Annotated in this window: 8 protein-coding genes and 2 pseudogenes; 8 read left to right on the top strand and 2 right to left on the bottom strand. The window is 62.5% G+C overall.

Going from position 1 to position 12,842, the window contains the following annotated elements; translation table 11 throughout:
- The first annotated feature begins 14 nt into the window (after positions 1-14).
- From MF410_RS23900 to MF410_RS23875, 6 genes and pseudogenes are all read left to right on the top strand, one after another.
- Entirely contained in the window at positions 15-1,133 is a 1,119-nt protein-coding gene (locus tag MF410_RS23900) for a sugar ABC transporter permease (protein WP_097627940.1), read from the top strand.
- Positions 1,133-2,044 (top strand): carbohydrate ABC transporter permease, encoded by a 912-nt coding sequence (locus MF410_RS23895; RefSeq protein ID WP_088936811.1) that lies wholly within the window; start codon positions 1,133-1,135, stop codon positions 2,042-2,044. The genes MF410_RS23900 and MF410_RS23895 overlap by 1 nt, the downstream gene beginning before the upstream one ends.
- Before the next feature lie 16 nt (positions 2,045-2,060).
- Complete coding sequence (locus tag MF410_RS23890) at positions 2,061-3,089, top strand: LacI family DNA-binding transcriptional regulator (RefSeq protein WP_239620485.1); 1,029 nt, start codon at positions 2,061-2,063, stop codon at positions 3,087-3,089.
- 39 nt (positions 3,090-3,128) lie between these two features.
- Positions 3,129-3,589: pseudogene (locus MF410_RS23885) on the top strand (RbsD/FucU domain-containing protein).
- Positions 3,586-4,515, top strand: a complete 930-nt coding sequence (gene rbsK, locus MF410_RS23880; RefSeq protein ID WP_097627937.1) for a ribokinase — start codon at positions 3,586-3,588, stop codon at positions 4,513-4,515. The pseudogene MF410_RS23885 and the gene rbsK overlap by 4 nt, the downstream one beginning before the upstream one ends.
- Before the next feature lie 150 nt (positions 4,516-4,665).
- The gene (locus tag MF410_RS23875) at positions 4,666-5,700 is read left to right on the top strand and encodes an Ldh family oxidoreductase (RefSeq protein ID WP_097627936.1); all 1,035 of its coding nucleotides are present in this window, start codon (positions 4,666-4,668) and stop codon (positions 5,698-5,700) included.
- Positions 5,701-5,822: 122 nt separating this feature from the next.
- Here the strand turns inward: MF410_RS23875 and MF410_RS23870 are convergent, their stop codons facing one another.
- Positions 5,823-6,791 carry a dihydrodipicolinate synthase family protein gene (locus MF410_RS23870; protein ID WP_097627968.1) on the bottom strand — a complete coding sequence of 323 codons (969 nt, stop codon included), beginning with the start codon at positions 6,789-6,791 and terminating at the stop codon, positions 5,823-5,825.
- Positions 6,792-6,903: 112 nt separating this feature from the next.
- Positions 6,904-7,607 (bottom strand): annotated as a pseudogene (locus tag MF410_RS23865) (GntR family transcriptional regulator).
- Between the two features lie 405 nt (positions 7,608-8,012).
- Between MF410_RS23865 and MF410_RS23860 the strand changes: the two are divergent.
- Both MF410_RS23860 and MF410_RS23855 read left to right on the top strand, forming a co-directional pair.
- Entirely contained in the window at positions 8,013-9,281 is a 1,269-nt protein-coding gene (locus MF410_RS23860; RefSeq protein ID WP_097627934.1) for a DNA repair exonuclease, read from the top strand.
- Entirely contained in the window at positions 9,281-12,754 is a 3,474-nt protein-coding gene (locus MF410_RS23855) for an AAA family ATPase (RefSeq protein WP_097627933.1), read from the top strand. The genes MF410_RS23860 and MF410_RS23855 overlap by 1 nt, the downstream gene beginning before the upstream one ends.
- The last annotated feature ends 88 nt before the right edge of the window (positions 12,755-12,842 follow it).

Genomic DNA, 12,842 nt, shown 5'->3' with positions numbered 1-12,842 from the left:
GGGCGAGGAAAATCATGTCGACAGTCGAAGGCGACCTGCTCCACACGGTCGAAGCCAGCTCCATTTCCGCGAGCCGTCGTTTCTGGGGCCGCACGGCTCTATGGCTGAGCGCCATATGGTTCATAACATCCTTTGTCTTGCAGGGGGCGCATGAACTCGGCTGGACCGGGTGGGGTTTTGCGAACTGGCGGCCGGTTCTTTATGCCTATTTTCTCTGGGCCGCCGTTCTTTGCGTCACGCGCGTCGTCATCTACGGCGAGCCGGGCAAGAAGGCGCTTTTTGTTCTGCCTGCCGCGCTTTTCGTCGTGTCGATGGTGGTCTTCCCGCTGCTCTTCGCGCTCTGGATCGGCTTTTCCGATTGGAACCTCGCCTCCTCGACCGGTCGGCGCTTCAATGGGCTCGACAATGTGCGCCGGATGATCGCCGATCCGTTCTATGCCAATGCCCTGCTGAACATGGTCCTTTACTGCCTGGCGATCGTGGTCGAATATGCAATCGCGTTCGGGTTGGCGCTGCTCCTCAACCAGGAAATTATCGCCCGAAAATTCTGGCGGGTCACCTTCCTCATCCCTTTGATGCTGTCGCCGGTCGCGGTGAGCTGGATGGTCGGCAAATCGATGCTGGAGACCCGTTTCGGCCCGATCGCGCGCTTCGCCCGCTGGCTCGGCTGGGAAAACCCGTCCTTCTTCGGCGATCCGCTGACGGCGAAGCTGTCGATCATGATCATGGATGCCTGGACCTTCATTCCCTTCATGATGATCATGCTGCTTGCCGGATTGCAGGGCTTGTCCAGGGAGGTGCTGGAGGCGGCCGAAGTCGATGGGGCTACCAAATGGCAGCGCTTCTGGAAGGTCACTTTCCCGCTCATGCTGCCGGTTTCGGTGACGGCGGTGATGATCCGCGTGATCTTCAAGCTCAAGCTCGCCGACATCATCATCACGGTGACGTCGGGAGGCCCGGGCGGCGCGACCGACTCCGTTACCAGTTTCATCTATCGTGAATACCGCGACCGGTCGAATGTCGGGTACGGTACCTTGCTCGCGCTCGTCTATCTGGTGATCATCGTCTTCGGGATGACAATGCTGATGAAGATCGCAGACCGTATCGTGAAGCGGATGACAGGAAGGCTCTGATGGTTCGCATCGATTTCGAAAAATACGGGCGAGCTCAGCGCATTCGCTGGTGGGCGATGCGCCTGGCCGTCTACGGGCTGCTCGTCACCTGGGCGTGTGTCTGCATCTTCCCGCTGTTCTGGACGGTTTCGACCTCGTTCAAAACGGCTGCCGATGTCATGCGCGGCAATCTGGTCCCCTGGTTCAATTTTACGCCCAATTGGCTCGGCTGGCGCTCGCTCGGGCTCTCTCCCGATACGATCTCCCAGGTATCGACGGTGCGCGATGAATTTATGCGCCGGCTCTGGAACAGCGTCATCATCTCCGTGACCGCATCCGCGCTTGCGGTCGTGCTCGGATCGCTGGCCGCCTACGGCCTCAGCCGCTTTTCCTACAAGTTCGGCCATATGCGCAATTCCGACATTTCCTTTTTCTTCCTGTCGCAGCTGATCATGCCGCCGGTCGTCCTCGCCCTGCCGTTCCTGGTTCTCTATAAGGAGCTGGCGCTGCTCGACACTTATGCCGGCATGATCGCCGTCTATACGCTGATGGTGCTGCCGATCGTCGTCTGGATCATGCGCGACCAGTTCGCCACGATCCCGGTAGAACTCGAGGAGGCAGCCCTGGTCGATGGCCTGTCGATCTGGGGCGCCTTTGCCCGCATCATCGTGCCGCTCGTTCTGCCGGGCATGGTGGCCGCCTTCCTGTTGGCGCTGATCCTGTGCTGGAACGAATATTTCTTCGCCGCACTGCTGACCTCCACCAATACCAACACGCTGCCGGTGATGATTGCCAGCCAGACAGGCAGCCAGGGCATCAACTGGTGGTCGATGGCTGCCCTTTCCACCGCCGGCATCCTGCCGCTTGTCGTCGTCGGCGTCGTCCTGGAAAAGCACATCATCGCCGGGATGACCGCGGGCGCCGTCAAGTAGCTGCGGGATGTCAAAAATGTCAAAGATGCCGACAGTCAAGGATGTTGCCGAATATGCAGGCGTCTCTGTCGGCACCGTTTCGCGTGTGCTGTCGGGCGAAACCGCGGTCAAACCCATGCTGCGGGAAAAGGTCAACGACGCTATTTCAGCGCTCGGTTACCGCCCGAACGTCACCGCGAGAGCGCTGCGCACCAGCAGAACCGACGTCATCGGCCTCATCGTTCCCGACATCACCAATCCGTTCTTCGCCCAACTTGCGGCAAGCGTCGAGCGTGCGGCGCTGGAGCGTGCGCATAGCCTTATGCTGGCAAGCTCGCATGACGACCGCGAGGCGGAGCAGAGCCACGTTTCAGCCTTCCTCCATCGGTCGGTGCGCGGCATCATCGTCGTGGCTTCGAGCGACGGTTCGGGCCTCCAGCTGCCGGCATCGGTGCCGATCATCTCGCTGGACCGGCGCTTCGGCACATTTCCTCTGGTGTCGACCAACCATGCGCAGGCAGCCGCGCTGATTGCCGACCATCTCTACGGACTGGGGCACCGACGCATCGCCTATATTGCCGGACCGGCCGATACCGAGGCGGGGCGCATGCGCAAGGAAGGCTTCGTCGGCCGCTTGGAGGAGTTCGGCAAGACCGGCGAACCCGTTGAACTGGAAATTGCCTATGGCAGGTTCGACTACGAGTTCCGGGAAAGAATTGCCCGTGACCTGCTTTCGCGCCCGCCACAGGACCGGCCGACGGCGATTGCGGCTGCCAGCGATCAGCAGGCCATCGGCGCGCTGCGCACAGCGCGCGACCTGAAGATCGACGTGCCGCGCAAACTGTCGGTGACAGGGTTTGACGATATATCGCTCGCCAATCTTGTCGTTCCCAGGCTGACGACCATACGCCAGCCGGCCGACATGCTGGCCCGGCGTGCGGTCGGCCTTCTCTTGGCGGAACCGCCGGTCGCGGAGGACGAAATGGTCGACGGATCGCTGATCGTGCGCGGTTCGAGCGGCCCAAGCCCGCAGTCCAAGGCGGAAAGCGCCGGCCATACGAATTGAAGCAGGCCGGTGCTCCGGCAACGAAAGGATGGAAGATCGATGCTCAAGGGAATTCGGGCCGAACTCAACGGCGACATTCTTCAAGCACTTTGCAATATGGGACACGGCGACTATCTCGTCATCTCAGACATGAATTTTCCGTCGGATTCGATTGCCCGGCAGACTCGCCTGGGGACGCTGCTGACCATGGAAAACATTCCCGCGCCGCAGGCAATCGATGCGATCCTTTCGGTCTTGCCGCTGGACACGCCGATCCAGCCATCGGTGGGTCGCATGGAAGTGATCGGCAAGCCGGATGAAATTCCCCGATTCAGCAGGAAGTCCAGGCGATCGTCGATCGTGCCGAGGGCAAGCCATCGCCGATGTATCCCGTCGAACGCATGGCCTTCTACGAAATCGCCAAAAAGGCCTATTGCGTCATCGCAACGGGGGAATTGCGCTTCTACGGATGCTTCCTTCTGACCAAGGGCGTCATTCCGGCGGATGAGGCTCTGAGATGAGCAAGAAAAGCGGGATTGTCATCCTCGGCATTTTTGCAGCCGACACCGCCTATAAAGCAAAACGCCTGCCCCATATTGCCGAGACGTTGATGGGATCGGGTTTCACGCTCGGGCCGGGAGGCAAGGGTTCCAACCAGGCGATCGCCGCGGCAAAGGCCGGCGGCAAGGTGACCTTCATTTCACGGGTAGGCAACGACCCGTTCGGCGAGATGGCTCTTGCGGCCTATGCGGCGGCGGGTGTCAAAGCCAATGTGATGAAAATGGACGGCGTTTCCAGTGGTGCTGCCTTCATCTTCGTCGACGAAGTGAGCGGCGACAATGCCATCATTGTCGTGCCGGGCGCCGCGGGCCTTATCGGCATCGAAGATGTCGATGCGAACCGGGCGGCGATCGAAAGCGCTCAGATTTTCATGACGCAGCTCGAACAGCCGCTCGAGGCCGCCTTGCACGGTCTCTCGATGGCGAAAAGGGCAGGGGTCACGACGGTCTTCAACCCCGCGCCGGCGCGCGCCATCCCGGATGAGATCTACGGCCTGTGCGATTTCATCGTACCCAATGAGGTGGAAGCCGCCGAATTGGTGGGGCATGCAATCACAACCGATGAGCAGGTCCGTGCGGCGGGCCGCACCCTGCTGGATCGAGGAGCGCGGGCGGCGGTCATCACCCTTGGCGGACGCGGCGCGTATTATCACACCGTTGATCAGAGCCAATTCGTCCCTGCATTCTCGGCAGGAAATGTCATCGACACCACCGGGGCGGGGGACGCCTTTCTCGGCGGTTTCGCGACGGCGATTTCCGAAGGACAAACACCGATCGAGGCCGTCCGTTTCGGCTCTGCGACCGCTGCAATCGCCGTAACCCGGCCGGGCACCGCCCCCGCCATGCCGTCGCGCGCCGAGATCAACGCCTTGATGGCCTCCTCATGATTGAACACCGCAAGGTGCGCTTGATGGTCGGCGGCGAAAAACCAGAGTTGCCTGCGAAATTTGCCAATCGGTGAACTGCAGAAGTTGAAATCCTGCATACTTTATGTATGCAGAAAGGGCCCCGTAAAGTCGGCCGAGGAGAAGCGCAGCATGACGATGACCACCTTGACGATTGTCGACTTGCATAGCCGTATTGAAGCCATCTTCCGCAAGGCCGGCCTCAACACCTTGCAGGCCGGTGCGCTTGCCCGCGTCATCGTTGCCGGTGAGCGCGACGCCTGCAAATCGCACGGCATCTACCGTATCGAGGGCGCGCTGCGCACAGTCAAATCAGGCAAGGTGAAGCCGGACGCCGTGCCGGAACTGGATCTCAACGAAGGTTCCGCCATCGTCAAGGTCAATGCAAAAGGCGGCTTTGCCAATGCGGCCTTCGAACTCGGTCTGCCGGCGCTGGCCGAACGCACCCGCAGGCTCGGCATTGCCGCCCTCGTCATCAACGATTGCAGCCACTTCTCAGCGCTCTGGCCGGAGGTGGAGGCGGTGACCAAAGAGGGTCTTGCGGGCCTCGTTATGTGCCCGAGCTATGCGACCGTCGCGCCTGCCGGCGGCAACAAGCCGCTGCTCGGTACAAACCCCTTCGCCTTCGGCTGGCCGCGCAACGACACTTCGCCCTACGTCTTCGACTTTGCGACCTCCGTCGCTGCCCGAGGAGAAATCGAGTTGCACCGCCGCGCCGGCAAGCAGCTTCCCGAGGGCTGGGCGATCGATGCCGACGGTAATCCGACGACCGATCCGGAAGCCGCCCTTGCAGGCGCCATGCTGCCCTTCGGCGGACACAAGGGATCGGCCATCGGCACGATGATCGAACTTCTCGCCGGTATCATGATCGGCGACCTCACCAGCCCTGAGGTGCTCGACTATCTCGGCACGACGACACTCGCCCCGTTCCATGGCGAACTCATCATTGCGATGTCGCCGCAAGCCTTTGCCGCCGGCCGCCCCGGCGATCCCTTCGCCCGTGCCGAGCTGCTCTTCGAAGCGATCGTCGGCAGCGGCGCCCGCCTGCCGTCGCAACGCCGCTTTGCCGCCCGCCGGAAGTCCGAGATGGAAGGTATCGTACTGACGGCAGTCGAGTTGGAACTGCTTGATCGCCTTTTCGACAAAAGTCTCGACGCGTTCTCGTGACGACTGCATCTTTCTCGCTGGTTTACAAATGACAAGCCCTCCGAATGAACTGAACCCGAAAGTTGGACATCAACCGTCGGGGATCAGTTCAGAGAGGAGGGCCGTCAACTCAAACCGATGGATTATGCAGAGGCTTTATATGTCTGCACGGCGCCCGGCAGCTTGCTCCACTCGGCGTACCAGGTGTCAAACAGCTTCAACTGGGCTTCGACATAGCCGCGCTGGCTCTCGGAGAGCACATCCGTCTCGTTGAAGTGCAGCGTGTATTCCTTGTCGCCCTTCAGCACCATCATGTGCTTGAAGTAGAGAACTAGGTCCGGGCCCTCGTCGAAGGAGGAGAGAACGGCAAGCGCCGATTCCAGTTCCAGGGCGCGCTGGCGGGCATCCGGATCGCCGGCGGCCGCGCCCTGTGCGAGGTTGCACATGTGGATGACTTCCTTCGGCAACACGCAGCCGATGCCGGTGATCGCGCCGACGGCGCCGCAGTTGACAAAGCCGTGGAAGACGCAGGTGTCGACGCCGATCATCAGCGAGACGTCATCGTCGCGGCTGGTGATGTTTTCGGCCGCGTAGCGCATGTCGGCCGCGCCGCCGAATTCCTTGAAGCCGACGAGGTTCTTGTGTTCCTGGCGCAGCGCGAAGAACAGATCGGCGCGGGTGGCAAAGCCGTAATAGGGGCTGTTGTAGATGACGGCCGGCAGGTTCGAGGCAGCCGAAAGGATCGCCTTGAAGTGGTTCTTCTGGGCGGCAACGACTGTGCCGCGCGACAGGACGCGTGGGATCACCATAAGGCCCTGGGCACCGACCTTTTGGGCGTGCGCGGCGTGCGCGACGGCAGAGGCGGTGTTGACGGCGCCGGTGCCGACGATGACCGGAATGCCAGCCTGCACCAGACGCTCCACGCCCTGCATGCGCTGCCCATCCGTCAGCAGCGGCCAGTCACCCATCGAGCCGCAATAGACGACGGCGGACATGCCTTTTTCGATCAATTCCTTGCCCTTGCGCACCAGTGCGTCGAAGTCTGGCGTGCGGTCGTCCGTGCAGGGCGTCATCAGGGCGGGAATGACGCCGGAAAAAATTGTGGCCTTCATGTCGATCTCCTTCAGCGCTGGGCGAGGCTTGATCGGCAAAGGTCGCCGACCTGTTCACGGATGGAAATAACATCCTGTGTTCTTTTTGTCGACAAGAAAAATACAAGATCTGTTATAGTGCTATGTCGAGCTTGCCGTTGCGGCTGAAAAGCTTCTGCACCTGGGCGACGATCTGTTCGGCGTGAACCTTGCCCAGGCGATCGGCCTCCTCGACATCGCGTGCCTCGATCGCGGCAATGATCTCAGCATGTTCATCGACGAACTGCCGGGGAAAAGTTCATCGTAGGACTGGTAATAAAGCCGGAGAATCCGCCGGCCTTCATCGAGCAGCCGGCGAAAAAGGCCGGTGAAATAGGGGTTGCGCCCGGCCTCGGCGATGGCGGCGTGGAAGGCGGCGTTGGTCGCGATCATCGCCAGCGTGTCGCGCGCTTCGATTGCCGCCGAATAGTCCTCGTGGAAGCGACGGATAGAGGGCAGGTCCTCGGGGCGATGGTTCTGTGCCGCAAGGCGCGTCGTCACCCGGTACATGAGGACGAGGGCGTCGAAGAAGGTGCTGAGATTGAGAAAGTCGATGTTCGACACCATGGTCGAGCGGTTCGGCAGCGTTTCTATCAACCCGTCACCGGCGAGGCGCACCAGCGCTTCGCGGATCGGTGTCCGCGACATCTTGAACCGCTCCGCCAACTGCACTTCGTCGATCGGGCTGCCGGGGGCGAGCTTGAGGTCGAGTATCTCATCGCGCAGCAGGTCGTAGACCATTTTCACGCCGGAGCCGCGTTTGCGTTCGGGATGAGAACCGGGGTCGATGTCGCGCATAAAAACTCCTCTTGTCGACACGACAAATACAATGGGTTTCAAGCTGCAGCAAACCGCGGGGAGATGCCAGGGAAAGGGCGACCTTCGATAAGCGTGCGATAAGCTTAATTTACAATGTTATAACATAACAAAATTGCATAAGTTCTGTTATGGAACAGGAGCTTTTGCCTGCCATGCCTCTCCATGTTGGTCGCCAATCGGCTGAGACAGCAGGGCCATCGGCTGCGGTATCGGCGCTGCCCGCAACATTGATTGTGGATGGGCCGGTTTGAAGAGCCCATTTCGCTCGCGCCCCTTGGACGCGTGCTCCATATTCTATTGCTTACGGCCAGGTGACAACGACCGCACGATTATCGGTCAGCCCGCACCTGTTACACGATCTTATCGCAACACGATTCTGTATTCATGGCTTATCGTTTCGTCCACACGGCCGATCTCCATCTCGATTCTCCCCTGCGGTCGCTGGCGCTTCGCAACGCCGATCTGGCCGATCTCGTGAGCGACGCCAGCCGGCAGGCGCTGGTGGCGATCGTTGACCTGTGCCTTGAGGAACAGGTCGATGCGCTCGTCATCGCCGGCGATCTCTATGACGGCGAGCAGACGTCGATGAAGACGGCGCGCTTCCTGGCAAGCCAGCTGGAACGGCTGCACCGAGCGGGGATTCATGTCTTCAAGATTCGCGGCAATCACGATGCAATGTCGAAGATCGCCAGGGAACTGGTAATGCCCGATACGGTGAAGATCTTCGGCGGCCATGCCGAGATCGTGGAGGTGACGAAAGGCAGCCTGTCCGTTGCGATCCACGGCATGAGCTTCGCCAAGCCGCACGCGCCGGACCCCCTTCTGCCGAAATTTAAGCCGGCGGTGGCGGGTGCGGTTAACATCGGTATTATGCACACGAGCCTCGCCGGATCGGCCGGCCATGACGTCTATGCGCCCTGCAACGTGCTCGACCTTCACGCCTCGGGGTTCGACTACTGGGCGCTCGGCCATCTCCACCAGCGCAGCCAGCATCCCGGCGCGGCGACGATCATCATGCCCGGCATGCCGCAGGGCCGCGACATCAATGAGTCGGGCGTCAAGACCGTATCGCTGGTGACCGTGGCGGACGACCGGACCGTGACGGTCGAGGAGCGGCGCACCAGCGTCGCGCAGTTCGAGCGCGTCGATGTCGACCTCACGGGTGTCGATGATTGGCGCGATGCGGCCATGGCGGTCGAAGCGGCACTGACGGCACAACGCGACCGCACGGCCTCGCCGCATCTCGTCGCCCGCCTCAGGCTTTCCGGCCGCACGCCGCTCTCCTGGCAGCTTCGCCGCGATGTCGACCTCATGCAGGCGGAAGCCGAGCAGCGCGGCGATCTGATCGGCCGGACCTGGATCGAGAAGCTGGAGCTCGCCTTCGAAGCGCCCTCGACCCTTGCAGACGCCTCCGCTGCCGATCCCATCGTGGGGCTGGCTGCGCTGATGCGGGACGAGGTCATCTCCCGTAGCGGGTTTCGCGACGATATCAGGGAGATGGTTCGGGACCTGCTCGCCGACCTGCCGGCCGAGAGCCGAGTATTCGCCGGCCATGACGAGGCGGGCTTCGAATGCTTCATCGACAACATTCTCGCCAACGGCGCCGACGACATCGCCGCCCGAATGAAGGCCGCGGACCGGGGAGAAAGCTGATGCGCCTGCGCCGCCTCGACCTCACCCGCTATGGCAAATTCACCGACCACTCGATCGATTTCGGTCCGGCCCTTCCGGGCTCGCCCGACCTGCACATCGTCTACGGCCTCAACGAAGCGGGCAAGTCGACCACCTTTGCCGCCTATCTCGATCTGCTTTACGGCATAGGCGAGCGCAGCACCTACAATTTCCTGCATCCTTACAACACGATGAAGGTTGGCGCGCGGCTGGAATTCGATGATGCGGAATACGAGCTGGCGCGGCTCAAGCTTCGGACCGGCAGCCTCGTAGACGATCGGGGGCAAGCCGTGAACGAGGCGCTGCTCGCCGGCGCGCTCGGCGGCATCGGCCGCGAGGCCTACCGTACCATGTTCTCGCTCGACGACCAGTCGCTCAAGGACGGCGGCAATGCCATCATTCAAAGCAAGGGCGAGCTCGGCGAGTTGCTGTTCTCGGCAAGCTCCGGCCTCGCAGGCCTCAGCCGTTCGCTGGTAACGGCCGCCGACGAAGCCAATGGGATCTACAAGAGGCGGTCGTCCAGCACGAAGCTCGCCGAACTTAAACGCGCGCTCGAAGCGCTGAAGGCCGAGCGCAACGCCATCGACACGCTTGCCTCCACCTATTCTGCCCTGAAATCGACCCACGAGCAGGCCGAGGCCGCCTATGCCGGGACCACGCGGGAACTGGCCGAGGCCAAGGCCCGGCATCAGGAACTCACACGCCTTCTCGGTGCCCTGCCCGCGGCGCTAGAGCTCAGGCGGCTGGACACCGATGCAGCCGGCATGGGCGATCTGCCGCGGCCGCCATCCGAATGGTTCGCGCTGCTGCCGCAGCTATCCCGCGATGAGACGCGGCTGCAGGCGCTTGTCGAAACCGTTGACCGCACGCTGCGCCAGCTTGCCGACGAGATCGAGGCGATCGCGATCGACGACAAGGCGCTGGCGGTCGCCGCCCATATGGACCTGCTGGATCAGGGCCGGGCGCGTTATCTCGCGGCTGAGAGCGACCTGCCGAAACGCCGGCTGGCGCTGGCCGAACAGGAAGGTGTGCTGGTACGGCTGCTTGCCGATCTCGAGCAGCCGGGCAATGCGACGCCCGAGGCACTGCTGCTGCCCGCCTCGCTGATCGGCACCATCCGCGACCTCATCGAACGGCGTTCCGGCGTCGAGGCGAAACTGGCTGCCGCGGGGCGCGAGCTGGTGCGGGCGCGCGAAAATCTCGAAAGGCTGAGCAAGGAAGACGGCTCGCATAACGGAGCCGCGGTGCTCGATCCGGCGCGGCTTGGCCGCATCGAGGCCGCTCTCAGCCGGCTAACCGGGTCCGATCTCGCAGTGCGGCTCACCATGGAAGAACGTTCCCTTGTCCAGGCGAAGCGAATGCAGGCAAGCCAGTTTGCCCAGCTCGCGCCCTGGACCGGCGACGCCGCGGCCTTGCAATTGACGAGCGCGGCGGAGCCTCGGCAGATCGAAACCTGGCGTGGCCAGGCGACCGCTATCGACAAGCGGATCGGGGATCACGAGGCGCGACGGCGCGATCTCGGCACCGAACAGGCGCTGACCAGAGCCCGGATCGCCGCCTTCGTCGCCGGCGGTTCGATAGACGATGCCGAGGCCGTGAGGCTGCGCGACGAACGCGATGCCGCCTGGCAGGTCCATCTCACCAGCCTGAATGCCGCCACTGCCCGGGCATTCGAGGAGCGGATGCGGAAGGACGACGTGGTGTCCGCCGGCCGGCTGTCGCGGGCGCAGGAGCTGGCGGAGCTGCGCCAGCTCCGCCAGACGGAAGCGGCAACGGCAGCGGCGATCGAACGGCAACGGGAACTGCTCGCCGAGGCGCGCGCCGAACATGAGGCGCTTGCCGAACGCATACGTGGTCTGCTGCCTGGCACCATCGAATATGACGCCGAAGCTTCAGCGCTTATTGCGACACTCGAGACCTGGAGCACCAAGCGGGCCGCGGCGCTGGCCGCCTGGGGCGATCTCCAGCGAGCCGAAGAGACGGTGGACGCGCTTCGCGGCGAACTGGACGGGCATACCGCGACGCTTTCGGCCAGTCTTGCGGATGCTGGTCTTGGTGACGCAAACCATCTGCCGGTCACCGAGCTGATGCAGACAGCAAATGAGATGCTTGCCGCCGGCAAAGCCGAGTGGGCGGCGCGGCAGGCGCATGAGAAGGCCATCGACGATCTCAGCCACGATCTCAGGGAACGGGAGCGCGACCGGCAGGAGGCGGAAGCCACTATAGCGGCCTGGGATCGGGAATGGGCGGGCGCGCTGTCACGAAGCTGGTTTGCCGACAAGGCCGGCTCGATAGCCGCCGTCCGCGCCATGCTGAACGCGCTTGGCACACTGCCCGCCATCCTGAAGGAACGGGATGACCTCGCCAGCCGCGTTGCCGCGATGGAACGCGACCAGGAGCAATTCCGCGGGGATATTGCCGGTCTTCTCGCAGACTGCGGCCTCAGCCGGTTGGCGGCGGATACGCTCGCCTCCGCCAATGCGCTCGTCGAACGCCACGAGGCGGCGCGGCATGCAGCGCAACTTCGGGCAGACCGGCAGGCGGATCTCGAAAAACACTTGGAGAAACAACGGGCGTTGGAGGAAGAACTGGCCGTTCACAATGCCCGCAGGAACGAATTGACCAGCTATTTCGGCACGGACTCGCTTGCCTCAGTCGACGCATTCCTGAGCCAGGCCCGAGAGCGCGACCGGCTGGAGCAGCGGGCTGCCACCTTGCGCGGTCAGATCACCGAAGCATTGCGCGCGACGAGTTTTTCCGAGGCCGAACGGCGCCTTGCCGATGTCGACTCCGATGCCGTCGAGCGCGATGCAATGGAGCTTGCCGCCCGGATCGAAGATCTCACCGAACGGGCGAAGCTTCTCTATTCCGACGTGTCGCTGGCATGGCAGAAGCTCGAGGCCGTCGGCGGGGACGACGCGGTGGCCCGTATCGAGGCCAAACGCCGAACCATCTTCCTCGAGATCGAGGAACTGGCCGTGCGGCATCTGACGCTGCGCGCCGGCACGCTCGCGGCCGAACAGGCGCTGCACATCTATCGCGAAAAACATCGCAGCTCGATGATGAACCGCGCATCGGAAGCCTTTCACCTGATCACCGGCGGCAACTATTCCGGCCTGACGACGCAGCCCGACCGGGACAGGGAAATACTGATCGGCGTATCACGTGATGGCGGCTCGAAACTTGCAGACGCGATGTCGACGGGCACGCAGTTCCAGCTCTACCTGGCGCTGCGGCTGGCGGGTTATGAGGAATTCGCAGCGCTTCGCCGACCCGTGCCCTTCGTCGCCGACGATATTATGGAGAGCTTCGACAATCCTCGCTCCGAAGAGGTTTTCCGCCTACTCGGCGACATGGCAAAGGTAGGACAGGTCATCTACCTCACGCATCACTGGCATCTCTGCGAGATCGCACGGGATGTCGTTCCGAACGTGACCATCCACCAACTGCCATGATTGGCCGCAAGATATGTCGCCCGCCGCATAGGTGCTTACTTACATCTGCTGTCCGGAGAATGTAGGCGAGATCAGACATCAGCAGCCG

The organism is Rhizobium sp. C104 (genome assembly GCF_022354505.1).
Lineage (GTDB): Bacteria > Pseudomonadota > Alphaproteobacteria > Rhizobiales > Rhizobiaceae > Rhizobium > Rhizobium redzepovicii.
This window is presented reverse-complemented; position numbering and strand designations above follow the sequence as displayed.